At 66.8% G+C, this 25,453-nt stretch carries 18 protein-coding genes; 7 read left to right on the forward strand and 11 right to left on the reverse strand.

What is annotated here, in order from left to right; translation table 11 throughout:
* Window positions 1-28 precede the first annotated feature (28 nt).
* From ISN75_RS13440 to ISN75_RS13460, 5 genes are read right to left on the reverse strand one after another with little or no spacing between them, the layout of a single operon-like run.
* Window positions 29-2,242 carry a family 20 glycosylhydrolase gene (locus tag ISN75_RS13440; RefSeq protein WP_343820108.1) on the reverse strand — a complete coding sequence of 738 codons (2,214 nt, stop codon included), beginning with the start codon at window positions 2,240-2,242 and terminating at the stop codon, window positions 29-31.
* Window positions 2,239-3,288 (reverse strand): glycosyl hydrolase family 18 protein, encoded by a 1,050-nt coding sequence (locus ISN75_RS13445; RefSeq protein ID WP_423385072.1) that lies wholly within the window; start codon window positions 3,286-3,288, stop codon window positions 2,239-2,241. The genes ISN75_RS13440 and ISN75_RS13445 overlap by 4 nt, the downstream gene beginning before the upstream one ends.
* The gene (locus tag ISN75_RS13450) at window positions 3,288-4,928 is read right to left on the reverse strand and encodes an alpha-L-fucosidase (protein ID WP_167256797.1); all 1,641 of its coding nucleotides are present in this window, start codon (window positions 4,926-4,928) and stop codon (window positions 3,288-3,290) included. Before ISN75_RS13450 ends, ISN75_RS13445 begins: the two co-directional genes overlap by 1 nt.
* On the reverse strand, window positions 4,903-6,486 hold the full coding sequence (locus tag ISN75_RS13455) for an alpha-L-fucosidase (protein ID WP_423385073.1): 1,584 nt from the start codon (window positions 6,484-6,486) through the stop codon (window positions 4,903-4,905). Before ISN75_RS13455 ends, ISN75_RS13450 begins: the two co-directional genes overlap by 26 nt.
* Window positions 6,486-7,550 carry a glucokinase gene (locus ISN75_RS13460; RefSeq protein WP_343820111.1) on the reverse strand — a complete coding sequence of 355 codons (1,065 nt, stop codon included), beginning with the start codon at window positions 7,548-7,550 and terminating at the stop codon, window positions 6,486-6,488. Before ISN75_RS13460 ends, ISN75_RS13455 begins: the two co-directional genes overlap by 1 nt.
* A gap of 365 nt (window positions 7,551-7,915) precedes the next feature.
* Here ISN75_RS13460 and ISN75_RS13465 point away from each other — a divergent pair, with 365 nt between their 5' ends.
* The 6 genes from ISN75_RS13465 to ISN75_RS13490 are packed head-to-tail and all read left to right on the forward strand — an operon-like array spanning window position 7,916 to window position 14,067.
* The gene (locus tag ISN75_RS13465) at window positions 7,916-8,944 is read left to right on the forward strand and encodes an aldo/keto reductase (protein WP_423385074.1); all 1,029 of its coding nucleotides are present in this window, start codon (window positions 7,916-7,918) and stop codon (window positions 8,942-8,944) included.
* A complete protein-coding gene (locus ISN75_RS13470) occupies window positions 8,941-9,816 on the forward strand; it encodes an amidohydrolase family protein (RefSeq protein ID WP_343820114.1) in 876 nt (291 codons plus the stop codon). Before ISN75_RS13465 ends, ISN75_RS13470 begins: the two co-directional genes overlap by 4 nt.
* A gap of 37 nt (window positions 9,817-9,853) precedes the next feature.
* On the forward strand, window positions 9,854-10,600 hold the full coding sequence (locus ISN75_RS13475; protein ID WP_167256792.1) for an SDR family oxidoreductase: 747 nt from the start codon (window positions 9,854-9,856) through the stop codon (window positions 10,598-10,600).
* Between the two features lie 10 nt (window positions 10,601-10,610).
* Entirely contained in the window at window positions 10,611-11,468 is an 858-nt protein-coding gene (locus tag ISN75_RS13480) for a fumarylacetoacetate hydrolase family protein (protein WP_167256791.1), read from the forward strand.
* A gap of 44 nt (window positions 11,469-11,512) precedes the next feature.
* Window positions 11,513-12,844 (forward strand): enolase C-terminal domain-like protein, encoded by a 1,332-nt coding sequence (locus ISN75_RS13485; protein WP_343820115.1) that lies wholly within the window; start codon window positions 11,513-11,515, stop codon window positions 12,842-12,844.
* Window positions 12,845-12,858: 14 nt separating this feature from the next.
* Window positions 12,859-14,067, forward strand: a complete 1,209-nt coding sequence (locus ISN75_RS13490) for an alpha-hydroxy acid oxidase (protein ID WP_167256789.1) — start codon at window positions 12,859-12,861, stop codon at window positions 14,065-14,067.
* A 483-nt stretch (window positions 14,068-14,550) separates the two neighbouring features.
* On the opposite strand, the gene ISN75_RS13495 is transcribed toward ISN75_RS13490, so the two are convergent.
* From ISN75_RS13495 to ISN75_RS13510, 4 genes are all read right to left on the reverse strand, one after another.
* Window positions 14,551-15,225, reverse strand: coding sequence for a phytanoyl-CoA dioxygenase family protein (locus ISN75_RS13495; RefSeq protein WP_343820117.1), 675 nt, complete (start codon window positions 15,223-15,225; stop codon window positions 14,551-14,553).
* On the reverse strand, window positions 15,222-17,996 hold the full coding sequence (locus ISN75_RS13500; RefSeq protein WP_343820118.1) for a TIM-barrel domain-containing protein: 2,775 nt from the start codon (window positions 17,994-17,996) through the stop codon (window positions 15,222-15,224). The genes ISN75_RS13495 and ISN75_RS13500 overlap by 4 nt, the downstream gene beginning before the upstream one ends.
* Before the next feature lie 391 nt (window positions 17,997-18,387).
* A complete protein-coding gene (locus ISN75_RS13505) occupies window positions 18,388-19,083 on the reverse strand; it encodes a hypothetical protein (RefSeq protein WP_343820119.1) in 696 nt (231 codons plus the stop codon).
* A gap of 335 nt (window positions 19,084-19,418) precedes the next feature.
* Window positions 19,419-19,874 carry an SRPBCC domain-containing protein gene (locus tag ISN75_RS13510; RefSeq protein ID WP_343820121.1) on the reverse strand — a complete coding sequence of 152 codons (456 nt, stop codon included), beginning with the start codon at window positions 19,872-19,874 and terminating at the stop codon, window positions 19,419-19,421.
* Between the two features lie 876 nt (window positions 19,875-20,750).
* On the opposite strand from ISN75_RS13510, the gene ISN75_RS13515 reads away from it, so the two are divergent.
* Window positions 20,751-21,116: a hypothetical protein gene (locus tag ISN75_RS13515; RefSeq protein WP_168647146.1), complete on the forward strand. Its 366-nt coding sequence runs from the start codon at window positions 20,751-20,753 to the stop codon at window positions 21,114-21,116.
* A gap of 169 nt (window positions 21,117-21,285) precedes the next feature.
* On the opposite strand, the gene ISN75_RS13520 is transcribed toward ISN75_RS13515, so the two are convergent.
* Together ISN75_RS13520 and ISN75_RS13525 are read right to left on the reverse strand one after the other, a co-directional pair.
* Window positions 21,286-23,391 carry a hypothetical protein gene (locus ISN75_RS13520; protein WP_208399928.1) on the reverse strand — a complete coding sequence of 702 codons (2,106 nt, stop codon included), beginning with the start codon at window positions 23,389-23,391 and terminating at the stop codon, window positions 21,286-21,288.
* Window positions 23,392-23,427: 36 nt separating this feature from the next.
* Window positions 23,428-25,203, reverse strand: coding sequence for an alpha-keto acid decarboxylase family protein (locus ISN75_RS13525; protein ID WP_168647145.1), 1,776 nt, complete (start codon window positions 25,201-25,203; stop codon window positions 23,428-23,430).
* Between the last annotated feature and the right edge of the window lie 250 nt (window positions 25,204-25,453).

Below are 25,453 nucleotides of genomic sequence, written 5' to 3' on the forward strand. Positions count from 1 at the left end.
TGTTGCTCCTGTTGCCCGGCGCGCTCCCTCAGCGCGCCAGGATTTCGTCGACGAACGTCCAGGTATGGCGGTCGTCTTCCGCCGCATGGCGGGTCAATTCGATACGCAGATAGCGTGCGCGGAACGGCCGCGAAGCCGTATAGGCCACACGCTGTATATGGGCCACGTGATCGCGTTCGATCGGCTTGATCTTCACGTCGCGCAGGGTGGTCCAGTGCTTGCCGTCCGCCGAGGCGGCGAAGCGCACCTTGCGCGGCCACCAGATCCAGGATTCGTCCTGCTGCAGCACACCCACGCTCACCTCGTGCAGCTCGGTGACGCTGCCCAGGTCCAGGCTCAGCTTGGGGTCGAGCTCCTCCCAGCCCAGCCAGGCGCCGCTCTTGAACTCGCCGCTGCCCAGCACGCCGTCGGTGAGCGTGGCGGCGCCGTGGCCGCTGTAGGCGGCGTCGGGGGCCGGATCCACGCTGGCCGCCGCGCCGAAACTGGCGCTGCGCTCCAGCTGGAACGCGCGCGGATGGTCGTAGGCGCGGCCGCGGCGGAACGGCACCACGCGCAAGGTGCCGGGCTGTTTCAGGTCCAATACATCGGTGAATGAAGGCGAGGCGGCGGTGGGTTCGCTGCCGTCGGTGGTGTAGTGGGTGACCACGTCGTCGAAGCCGCGCTGCGCGCTGACCTGCCAGCCGTCGCGGGCGGCGTTGGCGGTGACCGTGTAGTCGGCGGTGTTGCGGTCTTCCGGTCCGTACGCCACCTGCCAGGCATCCAGCCGCGGATAGTGCGCGGCCAGGCGCTGGTGGAAATCCGCATAGGCCGCCGCATCGGCGCTGCCGCCGCGCCACAGGCGCTCGGCGAAGGCGAGCAGGCGCGGATACAGGCGCTGCTCGGCGTTCAGCGGATCGGCGCGCTCGCTCCACAGCGGCGCCTCGGCGCCGAGCACCAGCTTGCTCTGCGCGTAGTCGGCATCGCCGAGCGGATCGACCAGGTAGAGCTTTTCCACGCTCAGCCGCGACAGCGGCGAGTCGAGGTAGTACGGGCTGGCATTGACGACGCGGTTGCCGTTGGCGAACGCCTTGTGGAAGCCGGCATCGCCGCGCCACACCTCGACCACGGCGGCGGCGTCCACCCCGCCTTCCAGGACCTCGTCCCAGCCGATCATGGTCTTGCCCTTGCCGGCCAGGTACACCTGCATGCGGCGGATGAAATAGCTCTGCAGGCCCGCTTCGTTTTCCAGGCCTTCGTCGCGGATCAGCTTGTCGCAGGCCTCGCAATGGCTCCACGCGCCGGCCGGCACTTCGTCGCCGCCGATATGCACGTAGGGCGAGGGGAACAGCGGCAGCACTTCGTCCAGCACGTTCTGCAGGAACACGTAGACGTTCTCGTCCGCCGGGCAGAACAAGTCGCTGAACACGCCCCAGCCGGTCTGCACGGGAACCGGCTTCTTCGCGCAGGACAGCTCCGGGTAGGCGGCGATCGCCGCCGAGCTGTGGCCCGGCATCTCGATCTCCGGAATCACCATGATGTTGCGCTGGCGCGCGTATTCGACCACTTCGCGGATCTGGTCCTGCGTGTAGAAGCCGCCGTAGCGGCTGCCGTCGGCCTCGGTGCGCCACGCGCCGACTTCGGTGAGCTTGGGATAGCGCTTGATCTCGATGCGCCAGCCCTGGTCTTCGGTGAGATGCCAGCGGAACACGTTGAGCTTGTAGTAGCTCATCAGGTCCAGCTGCTTCTCGATAAAGGACACGGGATAGAAATGCCGGCCCACGTCGAGCATGTGGCCGCGGTAGACGAAGGCCGGCGCATCCTCGATGCGCACCGTTGGTATCGTTACCTTGGCCGATCCGGAAACATCCGCCGGGAGCAGCTGGCGCAGCGTCTGCACGCCCCAGAACAGCCCCTTGTCGGTGGCTGCGCGGATCTCGATGCCGCGCAGCGTGACCTCGAGGCGGTAAGCCTCTTCGCCGGCGATCTGCGGATCGAGCTGCAGCGCGATGCGCCGGCCCCGGCTGCCCATAGGCAGATCGAGGCCCGCCTGCGCCTGCACCGCGTCATGCAGGAAGGCGGCGATCTCCTTCGAGCGCGCATCGGCCGGCGCCTCGATGGCGACCTTCTTGTCCAGCACGAAGCTGCCCTTACCCTCTTCCACCTGCTTCGGATACGGCAGCAGCGCCAGGCCCGCATGCGCGAACGCGCACCAGGCCAGCGCCAGCGCGCCCAAGCCCAGGCGCAAGGCCTTTTCCTTCCTCATCGCGTCGCCTCCGGCAGTGCATCCCATACCTTCGGATCCTCAGCGCCCAGCACCCAGGAGCAATAGCCTTGCAGGCCATATTGCTTGACCAGGGCCACGCGGTCGGCGAAGGCGCGCGCGTCGGGCAGGAACACCCATTCGCGCATGCCGTCGCGGTAGAACCAGAACCAGCTCTCGTGCTCCACCGGGTCCCACTGGATGGTGGCGCCGTATTGCCGGGCCAGCGGGAAGGACTCGTCCGCGTCGATGTACGAGGCGGCGATGTTCGATTCCTCCTTGCCGTCGTCGCGGCGCGGGTCGGCGGTGTACCAGTGATAGCCGTAGGTGGCGATGCCGACCGAGAGCTTGTCCTTCGGCACCAGGGTGAGCGCGTATTCCAGGTGCTGCACCGTCCACGGCATGCCGCCCACCGGGCCCGGCGTGGTCCAGCGCGTGTGCTGGTCGTAGGTCATCAGGCAGATCAGGTCGGCCGACTGGCCCAGCGCCTTGAGGTCGTAGGCGCCGCGCCAGAACTTCCACATCCACTGCGCGAAACCGCCGCCGCCCGCATAGCCGGGCGCATTCGGCACCACCGCGATGGACAGCTGCAGGCCGTGCTTGTGCAGCGCTTCCGCGGTCTGCCTGGTCATCAGGCTGAGCGCGTCGCGGTCGTTCCAGTCGATGTTTTCGAAGTCGAACTGGAAGCCGAGATAACCGTGCTTGGTGCCCTGCTCCACCAGCGCGGCAATCATCGCCTTCTTCGCCGCCTCGTCGTGCAGTAGCTGGTGGAACTTGTCGCGCACGCCGCCGGCCGAAAGGATCGGCATCACCGGCATGCGATGCTGTTTGGCGATCTGCATCACCAGCGGATTCGGCTCGCCCGAGACCAGGCCGCTTTCGTCCACGTGATACCAGGTGGGCACCACCACGCCGATCTTGCCGGCGTGCGCCTCGAACGAGGCCATCGATTTGGGCGTGTCCATCAGATAGAACATCGCGCCGGGAATGCGCGCACTGGCCAGCGCCGGCAGCAATAACAACAAGGCAAGCAGTAGCAGGCGCCGCATCACGGAGCCCCCAGTTCGATGCGCAGCACGTACGCGTATTCGCCGACCGGCTTGGCCGGCAGGGTCAGGTGCAGGCCGTCGTCCTGTTGCTTGAACGCCACCGCCTTGCCGTTGGCGAGCAGAGTCACCGCCTTCACGCCGTCGCTGGCCTTGACGGCGTGGATCACCGCCTTGCCGTCGGCCGGCCAGGCCAGCTCGATCGCGTAGAGCTTGTCGCCATGTTTGGTGAAGCGGAAATCCTGCGCGGTATTGGCCTTGCTCTTGGTGTCCTGGAACGAGCCGCCGACCACTTCGGTGGGGCCTTCGCCGAACTGGCGCCAGGGCGTGGTGCCGTAGATCGCCTCGCCATTGGTCTTCAGCCAGCGGCCGATGGAGTGCAAGGTGTCCTGCGCGGCCTGCGGAATGCTGCCGTCGGCGCGCGGGCCGATATTCAGCAGCAGGTTGCCGTTCTTGCTCACCACGTCGACCAGCAGCTGGATCAGTTCCTGCGGCTGCTTGTAGGTGTCGTGCTCGACGAAGCCCCAGGAATCGTTGCTGATCGAGGTGTCGGTCTGCCAGTGCGTGGGATTGATGCCGGTGAGGCGGCCGCGCTCCACGTCGTAGGTACCGGCGCCGTCGGCGAACTCGCCGAACTTGTAGTTGACCACCACGCCGCCGCGCGTGGCGCCCTGGTTGTAGTAGTAGGCCAGCATCTTCGGCAGCGAGTTGCGGAAAGTGGGATGGCCGATCCACCAATCGAAGTAGATGAGGTCCGGATGGTAGTCGTCGATCAGCTCGGTGGTGCGCGCCAGCCAGTCGTCCAGCCAGGCTTGCGAGACGTAGGTGAAGTCGCCGGAAAGATTGTCGCTGTCCGGGCCGCTCATGCGCAGCTGCGCGGGGCCGTAGAACTCGGCGTACTTGGGATCGTTGACGTCGGAAGCGAACTCGCGGCCGTTGCCCATGAACCAGTCGTGCTCGGCGCGATGCGAGGAGAGACCGAAATGCAACCCTTCGGCGCGGATCGCCTTGGCCAGCTGGCCGATCACGTCGCGCTTGGGACCCATCTTCACCGCGGTCCAATCACTGAGCTTGGAGTCGTACATGGCGAAGCCGTCGTGATGCTCCGCCACCGGCACCACGTAGCGTGCGCCGGCATCGTGGAACAGCTTGGCCCAGGCGGCGGGATCGAACTTCTCCGCCTTGAACATCGGAATGAAGTCCTTGTAGCCGAACTTCGCCTGCGGGCCGTAGGTGGCCACGTGATGGGCGAATTCCTTGCTGCCCTGCACGTACATGTTGCGCGAGTACCACTCGCTGCCGAAGGCGGGCACCGAGTACACGCCCCAGTGGATGAAGATGCCGAACTTGGCGTCGTCGTACCAGCCGGGCGAACGGTAGCCCTGCAGAGAAGCCCAGTCGGCGCGGAACGGACCGACGGCCTCGCCCTTCTCCACCTCGGCCAGCAGCGCGCGGCGCTGCGGCTCGAACTTGGCGCTGGCCTGCTCCCACAGCTCGCTGTTGCGCCGCGGGCTCTGCGTCTTGGCGGTGGGCGCGGTGGCGTCCTGCGCGTGCGCGGCAAAGCCGGCGCAGGCGCACAGCAGCGCGGCGGCAAGACGGCGGCGCGGGCGGCGCGGCTCAGTGCAGTTCGATGCGATAGGCATAGGCGTGCGGTCCAGTGGGGAGAGTGGGGAGGCGCAGATGCAGGCCGTCGGCCTGCTGCTCGAAGGGAATGTCGGCGCCGCCGGCCAGCAAGGTGACGCGGCGTACGCGCTGATCGGCGCCGATCGAATGGATCACCGTGCGGCCGTCTTTCGGTTGGCCCAGCTCGATCGCATACAGCCGGCCGCCGCGCGTGGTGAAGCGGAAATCCTCGGCGGTGTAGGGCTTGGTCTTGCTGTCCTGCATGGTGCCCGCCGCCACTTGCGTCGGGCCTTCGCCGTAGCGCTGCCAGGGGCGCGTGCCGTAGATCGCCTCGCCGTTGGCATGCAGCCAGCCGCCCACCGCGTGCAGGATCGCCACCGCTTCCGGCGGCATGCTGCCATCGCCCTTGGGGCCGACGTTCAACAGCAGGTTGCCGTTCTTGCTGACCACGTCGGCCAGCAGGTGCACGATCTCGTCCGGGTCCTTGTAGCTGTCGTGCTCGACATAGCCCCAGGATTCGCGGCTGACCGAGGTCTCGGTCTGCCACGGCTGCGGGCGGATGTCAGCCGCCTGGCCGCGCTCGATATTCAAGGTGCCGCTGCCGGCGCGCATGCCGTCCAGCTTGTAGTTGAGCACCACGCCCTGCCCGCGCGCGGCGGCCTGGTTGTAGTAGAACGCGGCGAAGCGGGCCAGCGCGCCGCGGAAGCGCGGCTGGTCCACCCACCAGTCGAAGTACATCAGGTCGGGCTTGTAGCCTTCGACGATCTCGCCGGAACGCGCCAGCCAGTCGTCGAGATAGGCGTCCGAAACGAAGGTCCAGTCGTGTTCCTTGCCGTCTTCGCCCTTGGCGCCCTGCAGCGGATGCGCGGGGCCGTACAGCGCGGCGTAGCGCGGGTCGTTGACGTCGGCATCGAACTGGCGGCCGAACGAGAAGAACCAGTCGTGCTCGGCGCGGTGCGAGGAAAGGCCGAGCTTCATGCCTTCGGCGCGCACGGCCTTGGCGAGCTGGCCGATCACGTCGCGCTTCGGGCCCATCTTCACCGCCGTCCAGTCGCTCAAGCGCGAGTCGTACATGGCGAAGCCGTCGTGATGCTCCGCCACCGGCACCACGTAGCGCGCGCCGGCTTCGCGGAACAATTTGGCCCACGCGGCGGGATCGAACTTCTCCGCCGTGAAGCGCGGAATCAGCTCCTTGTAGCCGGCCTGCGCGCCGTAGGTGTCGACCTGGTGCTGGTGGTAATCGGCGTACTTGCCTTCGCGTTCGTACATATGGCGCGGATACCACTCGCCCTTGTACGCCGCCACCGAATACACGCCCCAGTGGATGAACACGCCGAACTTGGCATCGCGGTACCAGTCCGGCGCGCGGTAGTGGGCCAGGGTTTCCCAGTCGGGCGAGAACGGGCCTTGCCAGGCCTGCGCGTCGACGTCCTTCAGCAACGCGGCGCGTGCGCCGTCGTAAGGCCGGTTCGCCTCGCGCCACTGCGCTTCGATGGTGCGCGTATCCGGCGTGCCGGCGGCGGCCGCGAACGAGGCTGCGGTCAGCACCAGCGCCAGCGTTTGCATGGATGCCCGCATCACTGCCGCGCCGGCTGGTCCAGGTACCAGCTGGCGGCGCCGATCACGCCGAGCTGGCCGTGGTCGACCACGCGCACCGGCACGTTGTCCAGGAACGGGCGCATCACGCCCTTGTCGAGAAAACGTTCGACGAAACGGCTGGCGCGCACGTAGCCGGCGATGCGCGAGAGAAAACCGCCGGCGAGGTAGATGCCGCCGGTGGCCTGGTACAGCATGGCCAGGTCGCCGGCGAAGGAACCCAGCCAGCCGCAGAACAGGTCCAGCGTTTCCGTGGCGCGCGGATCGCTGCCGGCGATCGCGGCGGCGGTCACGGCCGCCGGTTCCGCGCACGCCGGCGTCTTGCCCTGCTCGCGGCACAGCGCTTCGTACACGCGCAGCACGCCGGGGCCGGACAGCACGGCTTCGTAGGAGATATGCGTATCGCGCCCGGCCAGCAGGCGCATCACGTCCTGCTCGCGGCCGACGCGCGCGGCGAGTTGCATCTGGCCGGCTTCGCTGGCCAGCACCACCGGCGGCGAACCCGGCAGGCGCACCGCGGCGCCCAGCCCGGTGCCCGGCCCGACCACCACGATGGGGCCGGGCGTGGACGCGGCGCGCGCGGCGGTGTGCAGCACCGGCGCACGCGCGGTGTCGATATACGGCGCCGCGTGCGTCAGCGCGACGAAATCGTTGATCAGGTGGACCTGGTCCAGCCGCAGCTCGGCGGCCAGCACCGCCGGCTCGATGCGCCAGGGCAGGCTCTCGTTGATCAGCACGCCTTCGTGCGCGCAGCCGGTGCAGGCCAGCACCAGTTCGCGCGGCCGCATGGCCAGGCCGTCGAGGAAGGCGCGCACGATGGCGGCGAAGCTGGCGTGCTCGCCGCAGCGGAAGATCCGGTACGCCTGCACCACCGGGCCGCCCGCGCCGCTGCCCGGCGCCATCAGCGCCAGGCGTGCATGGGTGCCGCCGACGTCGGCGGCCAGGAACGGAGCGCGGCTGGCGGCCGCGCCGGTCGAGCGCGCACCATCCGGAGCCGCGGTGGGACGGCTGGGGCCGCGCCCTGCCGGAGGCAGCGCGCCGAGCACGCTCTCCGCTGGCCAGATGGCCCCAGCGGGCGCTGAAGTGGTTTCGTGCCGGTCCACGCCAAACCTCCCCTTACTTCCCCAGATGCCGCCGCGGCGGCGATTTCGCCGGCGAGCGGAACGTCGCCGACTTCACCGGCGAACCGATGGTTCATATTTACTTAGATCGTTTCAAGTCGCGTTGCAACACAAATTTCATCTGTCTTATGCACTGGCCGATTTCCACTTGTAAATACACATTTCATAGGTGCACACTGATTCGATACCCGGCGCGGGCATTTGAGAGGGGACCTGCGCATGGGCCAAAGTCCCCGTCCGAGCCCCCATCCAGGCCGGTGCCGGGGGCGCCCAGCGAGCGGAGTTTCTGCATGGCCGATCCAGGCATTCCCAACCCGCGAGGCGCCGAGCGGCGCCCGCCCCGGCGAGGTCCCGCGGTGTCGCGGCTCGCCTTCGGCGGTGCCCCCATCGGCAACTTGTACGCGGGAGTGGATGAAGCGAGCGCCCGCCTGGCGGTCGAGCGCGCCTGGCAGCACGGCATCCGCCATTTCGACACGGCGCCCTACTACGGCTACGGCCTGGCCGAGCAACGCCTGGGCGCCGCGCTGGCCGGCGTGCCGCGCGCCAGCTACACCCTGTCCACCAAGGTCGGCCGCCTGATCGAGGACGCGCCCGGCCGCGACGCGCTGGCCGACGGCTTCGACGTGGCCGGCAAGCGCGCGGTATTCGACTACAGCCGCGACGGCGTGCGCCGCGCGGTGGAAGCCAGCCTGCAGCGCCTCGGCGTCGACCGTGTCGACGTGCTGCTGCTGCACGACATCGGCGCCCTCACCCACGGCGCGCAACACCCGCGCGTGCTGCGCCAGGCGCTGGACGAGGCCCTGCCCGCGCTGGCCGAGCTGCGCGCGCAAGGCGTGTGCGATGCGATCGGGCTGGGCGTGAACGAAGAAGCCGTGTGCCTGGAAGTGATGCCGCGCTTCGAGCTGGACGTGATCATGCTGGCCGGCCGCTACACCTTGTTCGAGCAGGAACAGAGCACGCGTGTGATGGCGCAGGCGCTGGAACGCGGCGTATCGATCTTCGCCGCCGCGCCGTACAACTCCGGCCTGCTCGGCGGCGAACGGCCGGGCGATACCTACAACTACGCGCCGGCCGACGCCGCGGTGCGCGCGCGGGCGCAGCGCTTCTACGACGTCTGCGCCGAAGCCGGCGCCAGCGTCGGCGCCGCCGCCCTGCAGTTCCCGCTGTTCCATCCGGCCGTGGCCACCGTGGTCTGCGGCATGCGCACGCCGGACGAAGCCGATGCCGCCGCCGCGCGCCGCGACGCGGCGCTGCCTGCCGGGCTGTGGCCGCGCCTGCGCGCCGCCGGCCTGCTGGGCGAACATGCCGTGACGCCATGAACGCGATCGACGCCCACCAGCATTACTGGCGCGTGCAGCGCGGCGACTACGGCTGGCTCGACGACGCGCCGCACGTCCTGCGCCGCGACTTCCTGCCGTTCGAACTCAACCCGCACCGCGCCGCCGCCGGCGTGCAGCGCGCGATCCTGGTGCAGGCCGCGCCGACCGAGGCGGAAACGCGCTTCCTGTTCGAGCTGGCGCAGGCGGACCGCGCCGTGGCCGGCGTGGTCGGCTGGGTGGATGTCGAAGCGGCGGACGTCGACGCGCGCATCGCCGCCCTGGTGCGCGACGGCAACGGCCTGCTGCTCGGCCTGCGGCCGATGGCGCAGGACATCGCCGATCCGGACTGGCTCGCGCGCCCCGGACTCGACGCCGCCTTCGCCAGCCTGCAGCGCCACGGCCTGGCCTTCGACGCGCTGGTGCGCCCCGATCAATTGCCCGCGCTGCTCGCGCGCCTGGAACGCGAACCGCAACTGCGCGCCGTGCTCGATCACGGCGGCAAGCCCAGCGTCGACGGCGTCGCCAGCTTCGAAGCCTGGGCCGCGCCGATCGCCGCCCTGGCCGCGCGCACGTCGCTGTACTGCAAGTTCTCCGGCCTGCTCACCCAGCTCGCGCCGAACCTGGCCGAAGCCGCGCTGGCGCCCTACATCGAGCACCTGTTCGCCTGCTTCGGCCCCGCGCGCCTGCTGTGGGGCAGCGACTGGCCGGTGCTTACGCTGCGCGGCGACTACGCGCACTGGTTCGAGCTGGCGCGCGCCTACGTGCAGCGCCTCGCCCCCGGCCACGAGGAAGCGATCTTCGGCGGCAACGCCGCCGCGTTCTATCGCCTCGCGCCGATGACTTATCCGCACCGCAAGGAGACCACGCCATGATCGCCCGCTGCATCGACACCACGCCGGAGCTGCCGGCATGAGCGGCCGCCTCGCCGGCAAGCATGCGCTGGTCACCGCGGCCGGCGCCGGCATCGGCCGCGCCACCGCCCTCGCCTTCGCCCGCGAAGGCGCGCGCGTGCTGGCTACCGACATCGACGAAAAAGCACTGGCCGCGCTTTCCGCCGAAGCGCCGGAGCTGCGCACCGAACGCCTGGACGTGACCGACCCGGCGCAGATCGACCGCCTGGTCGCCAGCCATCCGCCCTTCGACGTGCTGTTCAACTGCGCGGGCTTCGTGCACGCCGGCACCATCCTCGATACCGACGACACGGCGTGGAAGCGCTCGTTCGCGATCAACGTCGACAGCATGTTCCACCTGTGCCAGCGCCTGCTGCCGGCCATGCTGGAGCGCGGCGGCGGCAGCATCGTGAACATGTCCTCGGTGGCTTCGAGCATCAAGGGCGTGCCGAACCGCTTCGCCTATTCGACCACCAAGGCGGCGGTGATCGGCCTGACCAAGTCCATCGCCGCCGACTTCGTGTCGCGCGGCATCCGCTGCAACGCGATCTGCCCCGGCACGGTGAAGACGCCCTCGCTCGGCGACCGCGTACGCGCGCTGGGCGGCGACGAGGACGCGGTATGGCGAGGCTTTATCGAACGCCAGCCGATGGGGCGCCTGGGCAGTCCCGAGGAAATCGCCATGCTGGCGCTGTATCTGGCTTCCGACGAAGCAGGCTTCACCACCGGCACCGTGCACATCGTGGACGGCGGCTGGTCCAACTGAGGAATCGAACATGAAACTGGTCCGCTACGGCGCCCATGGCAACGAGAAACCCGGCCTGATCGACAAGGATGGCGTGCTGCGCGACCTGTCCGGGCACGTCGCCGATATCGATCCCTACGTGATCAACCGCGAAGGCCGCGCGCGCCTGGCCGCGCTCGACCCCTCCACCCTGCCCGCGGTCGAAGGCACGCCGCGCTTCGGCGCCCCGGTGGCGCCGGTGAGCAAGATCATCTGTGTCGGCATGAACTATGCGCGCCACGCCGCCGAAACCGGCCAGCCGGTGCCGGCGCAGCCGGTGCTGTTCATGAAGGCCACCACGGCGATCATGGGCCCGAACGACGACGTGGTGATTCCGCGCGGCTCCACCTGCACCGACTGGGAAGTGGAGCTGGGCGTGGTGATCGGCGAGACCGCGCGCGACGTGCCGGTCGACGAGGCGCTGGCGCACGTGGCCGGCTATATCGTGATCAACGATCTCTCGGAGCGCGAGTTCCAGCTGGAGCACGGCGGCCAGTGGGTGAAGGGCAAGAGCTGCGACACCTTCGGCCCGCTCGGCCCCTGGCTGGTCACCACCGACGAAATCGCCGACCCGCAGAATCTGCACCTGTGGCTGGAAGTGAACGGCCACCGCTACCAGGACAGCAACACCAGCGACATGGTGTTCGGCGTGGCCAAGCTGGTCAGCTACATCAGCCGCTACATGACCTTGCTGCCCGGCGACGTGATCAGCACCGGTACGCCCGCCGGCGTGGGCCTGGGCCTGAAGCCCCCGACCTACCTGCGTCCCGGCGATGTGATCGAGCTGGGCATCGACGGCCTCGGCCGCCAGCGCCAGCAAGTGCACGCCCACCCGGCCGACGCGCGCTGAGCGCCGGCCCATCTTTTTCCAACCGGCAGAGGGAGGCCGGCCGCATGGCGACACGTGCTCCGGTGAAAATCACCGCGCTAGATACCTACGACATCCGTTTCCCCACTTCGCGCCAGCTCGACGGCTCCGACGCGATGAACCCGGATCCGGACTACTCCGCCGCCTACGCCGTGCTGCGCACGGACGACCCGGTGGGCCTGGCCGGCTACGCCCAGGCCTTCACCATCGGCCGCGGCAACGACGTGCAGAAGGCCGCGCTCGATGCGCTGCGCCCCCACGTGGTCGGGCTGACGCTGGACGAAGTGACCCATGACCTCGGCGGCTTCGCCGCGCGCATGGTCGGCGACTCGCAGCTGCGCTGGCTGGGGCCGGAAAAAGGCGTGATGCACATGGCCATCGGCGCGGTGATCAACGCCGCCTGGGACCTGGCCGCGCGCCGCGCCGGCAAGCCGCTGTGGCGCTATATCGCCGAGCTGTCGCCGGAGCAGGTCGTCGCCGCCATCGATTTCCGCTATCTGAGCGACGCGCTGACCCCGGACGAGGCGCTGCAGATGCTGCGCGCCGCCGAACCGGCCAAGTCCGCGCGCATCCAACAGCTGCTCAAGGAAGGCTATCCCGCCTACACCACCTCGCCCGGCTGGCTCGGCTATACCGACGAGAAAATGCTGCGCCTGGCGCGCGAGGCGGTGGCCGATGGCTTCCGCACCATCAAGCTGAAAGTCGGCCTGAGCGTGGAAGACGACGTGCGCCGCTGCCGCCTGGTACGCGAAGCCGTCGGCCCCGGCGTGGCCATCGCGGTGGATGCCAACCAGCGCTGGGACGTGCACGCCGCGATCGACTGGCTGCGCCGCCTGGAAGGTTTCGACCTGGCCTGGATCGAGGAACCGACCAGCCCCGACGACGTGCTCGGCCATGCCGCGATCCGCCGCGCGGTGTCGGTGCCGGTGTCCACCGGCGAGCACACCCACAACCGCGTGATGTTCAAGCAGCTGTTCCAGGCCGGCGCGGTCGACCTGGTGCAGATCGACGCCGCGCGCGTCGGCGGCGTCAACGAGAACCTGGCGATCCTGCTGATGGCGGCGAAGTTCGGCGTGCGGGTGTTTCCGCATGCCGGCGGCGTCGGCTTGTGCGAGCTGGTGCAGCATCTGGCCATGGCCGACTTCGTGGCGATCACCGGCCGCAAGGACGACCGCGCGATCGAATTCGTCGACCACCTGCACGAGCATTTCGACGACCCGGTGACCGTCCGCGACGGCCATTACCTGGCGCCCACCGCGCCCGGTTTCTCGGCGCGCATGCACGAGCGCACGCTGGAGGAGTACCGCTTCCCCGACGGCCCCGTGTGGCAGGAACCGGCCGCGGCAGCAGCGGGCTGAGCAGGAGCCGACACATGGCCACGCCCATCACCAACGTACTGGACCTGCGCGAACTCGCCCGCCGCCGCGTGCCGCGGGCGTTCTTCGAGTACGCCGACCGCGGCGCCTACGACGAGCTGACGCTGCGCGACAACCGCGCCGCGTTCGAGCGCATCCGGCTCCGCCAGCGCGTGATGATGGACGTGGACCAGCGCTCGCTCGCCACCACCGTGGTGGGCCAGCCGGTGTCGATGCCGCTGGCCATCGCGCCCACTGGATTGACTGGCCTGCAGCACGGCGCCGGCGAAATCCTCGGTGCGCGCGCGGCCTTGAAGGCGGGCATTCCGTTCTGCCTGAGCACCGTGTCGATCTGCTCGATCGAGCAGGTGCGCGCGGCGGTGAACGCGCCGTTCTGGTTCCAGCTCTACGTGATGCGCGACCGCGGCTTCGCACGCGACCTGATCCGCCGCGCCAGGGACGCCGGCTGCTCCGCGCTGATGCTCACCGCCGACCTCACCGTGCAAGGCCAGCGCCACCGCGAGATCAAGAACGGCCTGAGCGTGCCGCCCAAGGTCACCCTGCGCAATCTGTTCGACATCATGAGCAAGCCGCGCTGGGCCTGGAGCATGGCGCGCGCGCCGAGCCGCTCGTTCGGCAACCTGGCCGGACGGATCGAGGGCACGGGCAGCCTCACCACGCTGGCGCAGTGGATCGCCAGTCAGTTCGATCCCACGCTCAACTGGAAGGATCTGGAATGGATCCGCGAGTTGTGGCCGGGGAAGTTGATCCTCAAGGGGATCATGGACGAGGAGGACGCGCGGCTGGCGGCGGCGCATGGGGTCGATGCCATCGTGGTGTCCAACCATGGTGGGCGGCAGCTGGACGGGGCGCCGGCGAGTATCGAGGTGTTGCCGCGGATTGCGGACGCAGTTGGCGATGATCTCGAAGTTTTGTTCGATGGCGGCATTCTTAGTGGGCAGGATGTGTTGAAGGCGCTTGCCTTGGGGGCGCGCGCCGGGTTGATCGGCAAGGCGTTTCTTTATGGGCTGGGGGCCATGGGGGAGGAAGGGGTGGCGCGGACGATCGAGATCATCCGGAAGGAGTTGAGTGTGAGCATGGCGCTTACGGGGCAGACGGATGTGCGCCGTGTTGGGCGCGATGTGATTTGGCGGGATCACGCTGTGGCTGCGAGGCCGATGTTTTTGCCGTTGCCGGTGGGGTGTGGGCCGCAGGGGGCGCTGTAGTCTTTGCCCGCCGTAGTCTTTGCCCGCCGTAGTCCTCCCTACTCGTCATCCCGGCGTAGGCCGGGATCCAGTAGCGACTAGGTGTGGTTGTCGCGACTTGGCCGCTTATGCAGCGGGCATTTCGGACGCCTGCCGGCGCCCGAGTCACTTTCTCTTTGCTGGCCCAAAGAGAAAGTAACCAAAGAGAGAATGGCCTGAGAGCCAAGGCTCGCGACGCGACTAGAAGGAGCAGTGGACGGCTGCGGTAGTCTGATTAACCTGGGTCTACACGAAACGACAGTGCGTTTACGTAGCGGCTGCTTCAACGTGCCGTGGCCGAGAGGATTTTCAGGAGCTGAGGCCGGCTTTGGTTCTTCGTTCCTGCCTACCTCACGCTTTCACCCCTCTCCCCTCCGGGGAGAGGGCAGGGTGAGGGGCGGCTCTAGCGACAGCATTTCTATGAAGCGGAGAAAAGCGCTTCAAGCTTTTCTCGCTCTATCCCGCTCAGCGCGAAACGTAGTTTGGCCAGGCGACGCCATCTTCAAGAGGCGGGCCGTATAGAAAATGCAGCACGCGCCGCTGCCCTACCCCGCTCGCCTTGCCGGATGCATGAACCAGCAGTGGTCGCAGTACAAGCACGCCGCCTTTGGGGACGATGCAGCGGACCCGTGGCGCACCGAACTGCGCTCTTAGTGCCTCCATGGAAAGCCTGCCGCCGCGATGGGAGCCGGGCAACACCTCAAGTGGGCCGGTTGACTGGGCATCGTCGTCCAATTGCAGCCGCACGGCGAGCAGTTGCTCCAGCACCGCCAGTGGCGGTTGCGCGAATGTTGTGCCCTCCTTGACCGACCAGCCGGACCATCCTGGCGCGTCCACGCGCTGCTGGACCGGCACGCTCAGGTCCTGGTGCGGGGTCACCGACCAGTTGGTGTCGGGAGTCTTGGCGAACAGTGTGCACTGCACGGCGCGCGCAGCTGCGGGCAACAGCGCGGCGATGGATGGGTGTTGTTGCAGTTGCGCCGCCATCTCCGCCACCGCCGGCTCGCGCAGAAGGCGGCGCGAGCCAGCGCCGGTGTGTTCGCTGGCGTCAACGATCCCGAGCAGACGATCGCAGGCCGCCGCGGTTACGGCATCGGGAATGATGACGTAACCCTGGGCGGCGAACTCGCGCTCGCTCAATGCCAACTCAAGCGCACCGCTTCGCGCACCGGGCGTGCTGGCACCGTTGCCGTCGCCACGCCTTCCTTCGCATTCCACTTCCACGCCGGCCCTTGCTTGCCGTCCACCGTCAACGCACCGGGCTTTTTCGCCGTATGCAGGCGCAGTTCGTATGCGCGCTTCTGCACCTGCCCCTTGAACTCGCCCTGCGCGGCGTCGATCGTCAACTCATGCGTGCCATCCTGGCCGGTGCGGTGATGCATGGTGGTGATGGCATGGCTGCCCTTGTCGTAATCCAGCGACACGCCGTCATCCTCGTACAGCGAGAAGCTACCGTCGCCGTCGCCGAATACGTGCAGGATCAGCGTGTCCAGCGGCTTCGCGTCCGAATAGTCGCTCGGCGGCTGCATCGGCACGATAGCGCCGGCGCGGGCGAATACGGGGATGTCGTCGGTGGCGTAGCGGGCGGTGAAGGTGGTGTCGCCCTGATAGCGCTTGCCTTTGAAGAAATCGACCCACTGACCGGGCGGCAGATAGACCGTGCGCTGGCCGCTAGTGTCGAGCACCGGCGCGACCAGCAGGTCTTCGCCGAAGAAATACTCGTAGGGCTGCTTGTAGGCCTCCTCCAGCTCCGGATGCTGCAGGTACAGCGGGCGCAGCAGCGGCAGTGATTCGGTATGCGCGATCCAGGCGTAGGAATAGATGTAGGGAATCAGCTGGGTGCGCAGGGTGAAGTACTTGCGCATCAGCGCCAGGCCCTTGTCGCCATACATCCACGGCATGCGCACATTGCCTTCGCGCGGATTGGCGTGGGCGCTGTGCATGCGCAGCAACGGGCTGAAGGTGCCGAACTCGATCCAGCGGGCGTAGAGGTCGAAGTCGATCTTGGCGCCGTGGAAGCCGCCGATATCGTGGCTGATGTAAGGCACCAGCACATTGCCGCCGCGCGCGGTGAACGCCACTTCGTAGGCCAGCACCGGCCATTCCGAATAGGTGTCGCCGGTGAAGAAGCCCGGATAGCGCTGGCTGCCCCAGTCGCCGTAGCGGCCGAGGATAAAACCGCGCTTGCCGGTGGCCTGCGCGCCGAAGTCGTAGAACACCTTGTTGGTCCAGAACTGCGGATTGAGGCCCGGCATGCCGGTAGCCCCGCCACCGCCGTCCACCCACCACAGATCCACGCCCTGGCGCATCAGCGGCTCGTGCAGCCGGCGCATGAAGATCTCCGCTTCGCGCTGGTTGGACAGATCGAACGCGATGGGTTCCGGCGGATGCACGTCGCGCAGCGCCACCGGCCCGCGCAGCAGGCCGCCGCCGCCGCGGCCGGGTTCCACGCGCAGGGCGATATGGATCGTCTCGCCTGGCCTGGCCACCGCGGCGACGTCGGTATAGGTCAGCCGCTGCGGCCACTGGATCTGGCTGTGCTGCAGCTCCTGGCCGTTGACGAAGATGCGGTAGCTCCGGTCCACCTCGCCGAGCACCAGGTACAGCGTCTTGGGCAGATCGGCCGGCAGGCGCACGTCGGCGCGATACCAGGACACGCCCGCATAGTTCGGCTGGCCCTGCACCTGCCAGGAGCGGTCGGTCTGGATGCTCTTCCAGCTGCGCGCATCGAAGTCGGACGCGTACCACTTGGCGTTGATACCCGCGTCGCGCGGATCGATCGCGAAACGCCAGCGGCCGGAGAGGTCCAGATCGAACGACGGCCGCACCAGCGGCGGCTTGCCCAGCGCCTCCAGCACGCCGGGCGCATGGCTGTCGTCGAAGGACAGGATGCTTTCCCTGGTATTGGCGTAGCCGGGATGGTCGTTGAGCCCCAGCTTCACGCCGCGCCCGTGCAGCCAGGTGACGAAGCGGTCCGGTTGCGCGATCAGCGGGCTCCAGTCGTAGCCGCCGTCCCAGCCGTAGTTGTGCCAGGCGAAATCCAGCACCAGGGTGTCGAACGGAATACGCGCGGCGCGCAGGCGGGTGACCTCGTCCTCAAGCATCTTCTGGTTATAGCGCTGGAACGCCGGCTGCTTCGCTTCCGCGGTGCCTGGGAAGTACTCGAAGTTGAAATCGGTGATCCACGGGCCGAGCACGTAGCGCGGGATCATCGGGATCTCGCCGCTGAGCTGCGCATATTCGCCCAGCGCCTTGCGGTAGTCGTTGCCGTAGGCGAACAGATACCAGTCCTGCCCGCTGCGCTCCTTGCGCGGCTCGATCCATTGCGAAGCCTTGTTCCACAGCGGCGTGCCGCTGTCGTCGACGAAGGCGTAGCCGCTGCGGCTGAGCAGGCCGGGCCTGGCTTTTTCCAGCTTTACCTCGATGCCGGGGATCACGTCGTTCACCGGGCTTTCCAGCGGATTGCCGGTGAGGTTGGCCTTGCTGACGTTGTCCAGCGAATAGGTCAGGCCGCCGAGGTTCTGCGCGTCGTCCGCGCCGGGGTGCCACTCGCCCGGCTTGCCGGCGGTCCAGGTCACCTTGAGGTTGTCGGCGTTGAAGGGGCCGGAATTCAGGCGGTAGCGCAGGGTCATGGCGTCGGTGCCGGCCACCAGCCAGCCCTTCTCGCGCGATACGTGCACGGTCACCGGCGCCCAGTCGCGCTTCTGCATCACCGCGGTGGGCGCATCCACGAAGGTGCCGCCGGGCGAGTACTCCATGCGCACCAGGGTCGGCGTAAGAAAAGAGAAGCGCGCATGGTCGGCCACCACCACCGGCTGGCCGGACTTCACCGGCGCCTGGGTACAGGCGGCCAGGCACAGCGAAGCCAGCAGCACCGGCCAGGCGGGCCATCTCGGACGGCGAACGAACATCTTGTACTCCCCCTGCTTCAATGTCGGCGCCCGATGACACGGTCGTAGGCGTCGGCCAGGCGCAACGTCAGGCCGGCGCCGGGGCGCGCGTGGATATCGGGCGGAAGCTAGCGCAATGGCGGCAAGGAGTGGAGAGGCGCGAGCCGCCTTGGCAGGCATCTGCTGGCCTCGTCACATTCCTGGATGCGCGGCGCGGCCTTGGAGGGAGGCCAAAAAAACCCCCGAGAAATCCGTCTCGGGGGAAGAACGACTGCGGTATGCGTCACCGCAGGAACGCACGGGTGGACGTCACGGACCCGCGCCTCGGAGAGCGCCGCCTTGGGTGCCGGGACAGGTGCAGCATGGACAAGCACGAAGCCGCGCGCTATGCGGCGAACTCCGAAATTGCGGCTCAGCCGCCCATGCCGGGCAGCGCATCGGCGATGCAATCGCCGCTGGCCCAGCCGCCGCCCTCGCCCGCAGCCGCCTGGATGCGCGGCTGCGCGCCATCCGTGGGCGGCATGGCCGAAACGGCGCGGTTGCGCGGATCGCGTGCGCTGCGCTCGTCGATCTTCACCATCAAGCCCGCGGCGATGTCCAGCCGGGCCGCGATACGGCTGCCATCGGCGAACTGCACCAGCACGCTGACCACCGGGCTGCGCGCGCTGTCGGTCGTGCGCAGATAGGCGAGGCTGCGCCGGGTGATGCCGAGGTCCAGCGGAATCCGGCGCAGGATGTCCGCCTGCACGTAGCCTTCGAAATAGCGGCGCTGGCGCGCGTCCTCCAGCACGTCGTAGACCGAGATGCCGGGATCGGGATAGTCAGAAACCGGAATGACCTGGCGATTGAAATAGTCCACCGCCTCCCTGGCCGAATCGACGATGCGCAGCGTATAGGTCTTTTTCCAGCCCATCGGGGCGGTGTCGTGAAAGCGCAGCAGCTGGGCGAACGCCGATTCGACTTCCGGCTCGGTCCATTTGCGCCGCACGTCGTACGGCAACGCCTGGCCCCAGCTGCGCGCCACGCCGTACTTGTGCAGGGTGCGCGTGGAGGGATCCCCGACATAGACCTCCGACCATGCCTGGCCGTGCTCGACGCGCCCGAGCATGGCTTTCTCCTGCTCCGGCGTGCATCCGTCGCACCAGTACAGGTCCGCCGCGGGGACCGCGCCAGAGAAACACAGGCAGGCTGCCCAGGCCATCGCCGCTAGCCGGCCGATCCAGAATCTGCTCGTTCCCATGCCGATGGCCTACAACGCTCTTCCTGCTCGCCTACAGCAACGTTCCAACAGCGGTGCGCGGAAAAGCAATCGGCGCGATCCAAAACACTAGGAAATGGATAAGGGACAGCAGATTGGAAAAGCAGGAAAAATCGCAGGAAAACCTAATGTGCGAGCGGCTTTCCGGCAGGACTCATTCAGTCAATTCTGATTTCTTAGGAATATCACGCATGCTTTTCGCCGCCATGGCGGGACGCTGCCTGCCGTGCGATCGCATCCAGCGTGCCGCCCCAGTAAAAGGCCAGGTGGCGGAAGATCACTTCGGTGGGGAAGCTGTGCGCCTCGAAGTCCAGCCGGGTCTGCTCGCCCAGCGCCGTAAGGCGAAACTCGAAGACGGTGTAGCTGGAGGGCTCGTCCGGCAGCCGGGATACGGAGCTCAGGTGCGTATAGCTCAGGCGCCGTTCCGGTTCGAAGGCCAGCACCGTGCCGCGGTTCTCGAAGCGGCCGGTGTGCACGCCGCGCACGCTGACCGCGCCGCCGATGCGCCAGTCCGCGCTTACTTCGAGTTGCATGGCGGGGTCGCCCATCCAGGCGCGCATGAGCTGGGGGTGGGTGAGGGTTTCCCATACGGTGGATGCGGGGGCGTCGATGATGACGGATTCGAGGATTCGGTTTGACATGGAGTGGTCTGATATGTGGTTGAGAAATATCGTAGCGTGCTTGGTGGCATATCAGAGTTCGCCTGATTCGGGGGTGCTCGTTGTGTTTGGTGGTGGTGTCGCTTGGTTGTTGTGTTGATGTCTGGTGGTCTCGCCTTTGGCGAGGGTTTCGCCCCGCTGCCGCGGGGCGAGTTACTTTTTCTCTGCGTGCCCAGAGAAAAAGTAACCAAAAAGAGAGGGCACCCTGCTTGGCGCCCTCAGCAGCAAAGCTGCTGAGGGTCCGTGAGGGCTGGCCGGGCTTTTTGACAGGGCATCCATGCCCTGATCAAAAAGGCGGGGACATCGTGTCCCCGCCCCCTGCGGGGCCTTTTCGTCCAGCCCTCACCGCCGGCGCCAAGGGGACCCGGTGGATCAAGAGCAGAAGCGCAACAGCGGAACGCCGCGGCTGCGCCGCGTGCTCTTCGCTCGATTTTCGCGCCTACCGTCATCCCCCTCTCCCCTCCGGGGAGAGGGTCGGGGTGAGGGGCCGGTCGGAGCGATGCGCTGAATCTCGCCGCTGCTCGATCTGAAAATTCGAAGCGATCGAAAACAAGCATCGCGCTCCAACTAAAACACCGCTCTTTGAAACACCTCACTCACACCACAACTCTTCAACCTCAACACGATTGCCATCCCCACGCACCACGCGCATCCGCAACACACCTACGCAAATCCCATCCCGCTTGTCGTCCTCACCCGACAGACACTCTCACCATGCTTTGCTAGCTTGGCGAAGTTGCGTGTTGCATCACTTCGCACGCAACCATCCTGCTTCCGCCACAAAAAAAGCGCGGGCCGGCAGGGCTGCAACCCGGACCGGCCCGCTGACCACAACCAACCCTTACAGGAAAGTCGATCATGGCTAGCCAGGATCATACGGCAGATATCTACACCATCCCTTCCACCGACGATTTGCGAATTAGCAATGCGACTAATCCCCTAGGTCGTCCGATTTATCTCACTGACGAGGTCGAAGATTCTCAAGAACGTTTACTTACCCGCTTGGCCGGCATCCATATGGCGGTGAATGTCATCAACGATTTGCTCGCCAACAGCGATGCCTTCCGCGAGCGCCAGGCCAGTGGACAGTCGAATGCGCCGGGCGAATGGCCGTTGCCGCCGACCTATGTCGAAGGCTTGTTCGTCGCCGTACGCTTTCTTAGCGAATACGCCGAGTCGCTAAGCCTGGGCGCACTCTCCGAAACCCACGTCGCCGACGTCTGACGACAGGTGCGATCCATCGAGCGACTCGGTGGATCGTCCTTTTCCTATAAGGATTAGTCTGAATTTCCGGATGATCCATCCCGCTGCATCGATCGAAAAGCCGTTCGCCGATGCGTAAGAGAAAAGCCCCGCAAGGCGGGGCTTTCTCGTACGACATGCAGGCGATCCCTTACACGGGTTCGGACTCCTCCGACTGCCGTGCCGGATCGATATTGCGCAGGAACTTCTCCACGTCGTCGGCATTGCCGACCACCGACTCTTCCGGACAGATAAACGGATAGGCCTTGTTGTCGATGATCGGCTCGATGCCGAAGAAATCGTTCAAGACCGATTCCGAGGTGCAATACGCGCCCTCCACCCAGGCCTGATCGTTGGAATAAGCCTCGCCGACGATGAAGATGTCGGCATCGGCGCCCTTGATCAGCTGCGAGGGCTTGCGGATCTTGCGCTGCACGTCGCCGATATCGTAATGCGGCGCCCATTCGTGATAGCCGGCATTGAACGGTGGCAGCGACCAGTCCATGTAGGCCGATTCCAGCGGCTCCGGCACGGCCGTGTAGTCCGTGTTCGGGCCGAAGTGCAGCTCCGCCAGCATCTTGCGCAACATCTTCACCATCCGCGCGGGCACCTTGCGCGGCCCTTCCAGGGGCTGGGTATCCGACGAGCTGGGGATTTCGCGCTGGCGCTTGGGGCCCAGTTCCAGCTCGTGCCAGAACGCGGTGTTGTCCTCGTCGTCATAGCTGGCCAGGATGCCGTAGACCGGCTTCTTCTTCGGCGTGGTCGCGTTGTTGCCGAAGTACACCACCATACGGATCGGCGAATTGCTGACGCTGGGCCCGATGGTGTCGTTGCGCGAAGCCGCGGTGAGCTGCTTGACCTGCAGAATGGTCAAGGCCTGCTCGGTGATGTTCTCGATCGCCTTCACCATGTCCCCGGCCGACTCGTACGGAACCTCGATCATCGTCGCCATCGCCTTCAGCGCGGCGGCGGGGAATTTCTGCGCGCGCAGCCCGGCGATGGTGTCGGGGGTGATGGTGTAGCCGACCACCATGGCCGGATACGGCGCCGGATTGTCGATGTCGGGCGACCACCACGGCTGGTCGAAGAACATGCCGATCTTGTAAGACGGCTGCATAATGGTCGCTTCGAGATAGAGGCTCACCTTCTCGTGATTGAGCACGTCCACCTCGCCCTTGGCCGGCGCACGGAAACGCGTGGCCTGCGCCACCAGGTCGATCGCGGCCCGCGGCATCGCCAGCCACGCGGCATCGGCCTCGCCCCCGCCCGCGGCGAGATTGGGATCGGCGCGCAGCGCCGTGGTGTAGACCGCCTTGCCGGACTTCGACAGGATCGAATGCAGGCGCGTGTCGGGGTGGTAGCGGAACTCGATGCCCTTGGCCTTGGCCAGCTTCAGGATCTCCTCGAACAGCGCATTGAACATGCCCGAGTAGCCGATCGACAGCGTGCGGTACTGGCTGCCGGGGGTGAACTCGTTGTTGATGTTGAACGACACGCCGGCATGCGTGTTGATCACGTTGGAACTGTAGCCGTTGCCGTCGGCCGCGTAGTCGTAGCCTTCCGCGCCGAGCTGATCGTAAAGCAGGTTCCAGTAGCCGATGTCCTTCAGGTAATCGCCCTGCTGGAACACGCTGGACTCCGGCAGCTTCGCGGTAATCCGCCCGTGCTGATAGAACGAGCACCAGTCGCGCCGGGTGAAATCGGCCCATGGCTTGGTGGTGGCCAGGTCCTGCACGATGGTGAAGCCCTGGTCCGGCGTGGTGGCCGCGCCGAAGTTGTTCACCGCATACGGCGCCGGCGTATTCGAGGTGATGCCGTTCAGATAGAAATTGCGCGAGCGCAGATAGAACAGCTGGTTGTTGGTGACGTTGAACGGCACCGAATACTTGTCCAGCCCCAGCAGCGAAATTACCGCGGTGACCACGCGGTGGCCCGGCGCCAGGCCGTTGTTCGGGTCCGGGAACTCCTTGGTCGGAATCCGGTTCCAGTGCGAATAGCGCATGCCGCCGAGTTCGACGTAGGAGTTGGTCTTGTCGTTGTTGTAATGCCAGGTGCAGATGCGCGCACCCGCCGCGCGGGTACCCGGATAGCGCTTGGTGAAGTCGTAGCGGCCCCAGTCGTGCAGCGCCAGGATGTCGCCCTTCTTCAGCTGCTTGGCATTGAATTTGGCCTGCTTGCACTGGCCGCTCAGCAACCGCCAGGCCGTGTAGAGGCCGGCGGCGCCGGCGCCGAAGATCGCATAGGTCTTCTGTGTCATGGTGTGTAGCTCCCTGGATGAGAGTGGCTGGCAGCGTTATTCGCTGCCGAGGCGGTACATCTGGCCGGGCAGATCCTTTTGCGGAATGACGACTTCGACGAGCACGGGCTTGTTCTTGATCCTGGCGATGCGCGGCAGCGCGGCATTGAGTTCGTCCACCGTGGTCACGCGGATGCCTTCCGCCCCGAAGGCCTGGGCCAGGGCGAGGTAGTCCCACTTGGGCAGGATGTCGAAGGCATCGAACTTGTGCTTCGGGCCGGGCTTGAACGCGGACATGTCCACGTAGACCTGCTCGATCGCATAGACCTGGTTGCTCATCACGAAGATCACCGCGTTGAGCTGGTTGCGCGCCAGCGTGGACAGCGACTGGCAGACCATCATGAAGCCGCCGTCGCCGGCCACGGTCCAGGCGCGCTTGCCGCTGCCCAGCTGGGCGCCGGAGGCCGCGCCGGTTTCGAAGCCGATGCACTGCCACGCGGCCGAGGCGATGAAGCTGCCCTGCGCCAGGCCGTAGGCATTGGTCGCCACATACATCGCCGAGCTCACGCCGTAGGTCATCACGATGTCCTTCAGCAGGTTCTTGTCCTGCAGGAACTTCATCGTGTTGGCGAAGAAACGGTTGTAGGTGATGATCTGCGGATCGACGTCGTAGACCGGGTCGGAGTTGGCCGCCCAGGGATTGGGGTACTTCGGCTGCGGCGGCGCCTTGGCCTTGATCGGGTAGGCCTTGCTCGCGACGAAGCGCGCCAGCAATGCCTCCATGAAATCCTGCATGGTGACGTCGCCGTACTTGAAATAGCCGGCGCGCACGCCGTCGGTGTCGGCCAGCACCATGCTGCCGTACTTGCTCTCGATAAAGGTGAGGTAGTCGTCGGTGATGATCGCGCCCAGGGTCAGCACGCAATCGGAAGCCATTACGATCTCGCGCACCGCCTCGATCGAGGCCGCGTCCGAGTAGGTGCCGATGAACTTGTCGCCCTGCTCGTCCAGCACGCTCTTGCCCAGGCTGGTGGTGGTGTAGAGAAAGCCGCTGGCGTCGATGATCTTCTGCAGCAGGCCGGAAAGCCCGAAGCGCAGCACCTCGACGCCGGCGAAGATCAGCGGCTGCTTGGCCTGGGTGATCTGCATCCAGGCCTGGTCCACCGCATTGCGCAGCGCCAGCTCGGGGCTGCGCGTGACGCGCGGCTTGAGCGGCGTGGCCGGCGGCCGCGCGCAGGGCTGGCCCCACACTTCCTTGTAGCAGGCGATGTAGACGGGGCGCTTCTGGGTGATCGCCTCGACCAGCAGCTCGTCGATCTGTTCGGCCGCGCCCACATTGGTGCTGAGCGTGACCGCCTTGACGGTGACGTATTCGTAGATGGCGCGGTCGGAATTGAGGTCGCCGGTGGAGTGGTGGAACAGCACGTCGTACATGTCGGTGATGTCGCGCATGTCGGCGCCGGGCGTGGCGCTGATCACCACGATCGGGCTGCGCTCGACCCAGGCGCCGGCAATCGCATTGAGCGCGCTGTAGGTGCTGACGCCGAACTGCAGCGACACGGCGGCCAGGCCGCGGGTGCGCGCATAGGCGTCGGCGGCGTAGGCCGCGTCCAGTTCGTTGATGGCGCCGATCGCGGTGACGCCGTCGAAATATTCCAGCGCCTGGGTGAAGTGCTTGACGTAGTCGCCGGGTATCTGGAATACCTCGGTGACCTGCAATTGCTTGAGCCGCGTCAACAGATAATCGGCCACGGTAAAGGTGGCGGTCGAGATCGACGCCGGTGCCGTGCTGATCGAACGGGACTTGTTGGTGGTTCTGCTGCTGTCTGCCATGACGATTCCCCCTGTCTGAAGAATGGAGGCGCGCGACACGAGCCGGCCCGGCCGTGCGCCGCTTCCGTCGTTACCGCAATAAAAAGAAAATGAAACGCCTGCCGGTCGATGCATGCGTGTCGAGGCAGGTGCACTGCACCGCCTCGCGGATGGATGGAGCTATTCCGTGTTGCCCCATTCGGCATGGCTGCGCAGAACGGCCGCTTCGATCCGCTGTGGAATACGCGGAACGGCTGCCCGCAGGCGAACG

It is taken from the genome of Dyella marensis, from assembly GCF_049532885.1.
Classification (GTDB): Bacteria; Pseudomonadota; Gammaproteobacteria; order Xanthomonadales; family Rhodanobacteraceae; genus Dyella_D; species Dyella_D marensis.

Coding starts and splice junctions, on each gene's coding strand:
- ISN75_RS13440 (WP_343820108.1), bottom strand. CDS start 2,242: ATGAGGAAGGAAAAGGCCTTGCGCCTGGGCTTGGGCGCGCTGGCGCTG.
- ISN75_RS13445 (WP_423385072.1), bottom strand. CDS start 3,288: ATGCGGCGCCTGCTACTGCTTGCCTTGTTGTTATTGCTGCCGGCGCTG.
- ISN75_RS13450 (WP_167256797.1), bottom strand. CDS start 4,928: ATGCCTATCGCATCGAACTGCACTGAGCCGCGCCGCCCGCGCCGCCGT.
- ISN75_RS13455 (WP_423385073.1), bottom strand. CDS start 6,486: ATGCGGGCATCCATGCAAACGCTGGCGCTGGTGCTGACCGCAGCCTCG.
- ISN75_RS13465 (WP_423385074.1), top strand. CDS start 7,916: ATGGCCGATCCAGGCATTCCCAACCCGCGAGGCGCCGAGCGGCGCCCG.
- ISN75_RS13470 (WP_343820114.1), top strand. CDS start 8,941: ATGAACGCGATCGACGCCCACCAGCATTACTGGCGCGTGCAGCGCGGC.
- ISN75_RS13475 (WP_167256792.1), top strand. CDS start 9,854: ATGAGCGGCCGCCTCGCCGGCAAGCATGCGCTGGTCACCGCGGCCGGC.
- ISN75_RS13480 (WP_167256791.1), top strand. CDS start 10,611: ATGAAACTGGTCCGCTACGGCGCCCATGGCAACGAGAAACCCGGCCTG.
- ISN75_RS13485 (WP_343820115.1), top strand. CDS start 11,513: ATGGCGACACGTGCTCCGGTGAAAATCACCGCGCTAGATACCTACGAC.
- ISN75_RS13490 (WP_167256789.1), top strand. CDS start 12,859: ATGGCCACGCCCATCACCAACGTACTGGACCTGCGCGAACTCGCCCGC.
- ISN75_RS13500 (WP_343820118.1), bottom strand. CDS start 17,996: ATGTTCGTTCGCCGTCCGAGATGGCCCGCCTGGCCGGTGCTGCTGGCT.
- ISN75_RS13505 (WP_343820119.1), bottom strand. CDS start 19,083: ATGCTCGGGCGCGTCGAGCACGGCCAGGCATGGTCGGAGGTCTATGTC.
- ISN75_RS13510 (WP_343820121.1), bottom strand. CDS start 19,874: ATGTCAAACCGAATCCTCGAATCCGTCATCATCGACGCCCCCGCATCC.
- ISN75_RS13515 (WP_168647146.1), top strand. CDS start 20,751: ATGGCTAGCCAGGATCATACGGCAGATATCTACACCATCCCTTCCACC.
- ISN75_RS13520 (WP_208399928.1), bottom strand. CDS start 23,391: ATGACACAGAAGACCTATGCGATCTTCGGCGCCGGCGCCGCCGGCCTC.
- ISN75_RS13525 (WP_168647145.1), bottom strand. CDS start 25,203: ATGGCAGACAGCAGCAGAACCACCAACAAGTCCCGTTCGATCAGCACG.